The organism is Variovorax sp. MHTC-1, assembly GCF_003984645.1.
In the GTDB taxonomy this organism is placed as follows: domain Bacteria; phylum Pseudomonadota; class Gammaproteobacteria; order Burkholderiales; family Burkholderiaceae_C; genus Variovorax.
Window position 1 is genome coordinate 1 of the sequence record NZ_RWKI01000118.1, and the last position, 311, is coordinate 311.

Genomic DNA, 311 nt, shown 5'->3' on the forward strand with positions numbered 1-311 from the left:
TTCGGCATGTACTGCCTGAGCAATCCATTCGTGTTCTCGTTGCTTCCGCGCTGCCACGGGTTCTGCGGATCGCAGAAGTACACCTGAATGTCGGTGGCCAACGTGAACTTCTTGTGAGCGTGCATCTCCGTGCCTCTGTCCCAGGTCAGTGACTTGTAGAGCTCCTGTGGCAGCTTGCGGGCGTTCTTGATGAGTGCGTTGACGACGGTCTGAGAGTCCTTGCCATCCAGCTTGACCAACATCACATATCGCGTCTGGCGCTCAACCAGCGTGGCGATCTGGCTGTTGGCGCTTCCAAAGAGCAAGTCGCC

General features: G+C 57.2%; 1 protein-coding gene. It reads right to left on the bottom strand.

Going from position 1 to position 311, the window contains the following annotated elements:
• Positions 1-311: IS30 family transposase (locus tag EJI01_RS28515; protein ID WP_126840430.1), on the bottom strand; the 311-nt coding region annotated here is incomplete at both ends.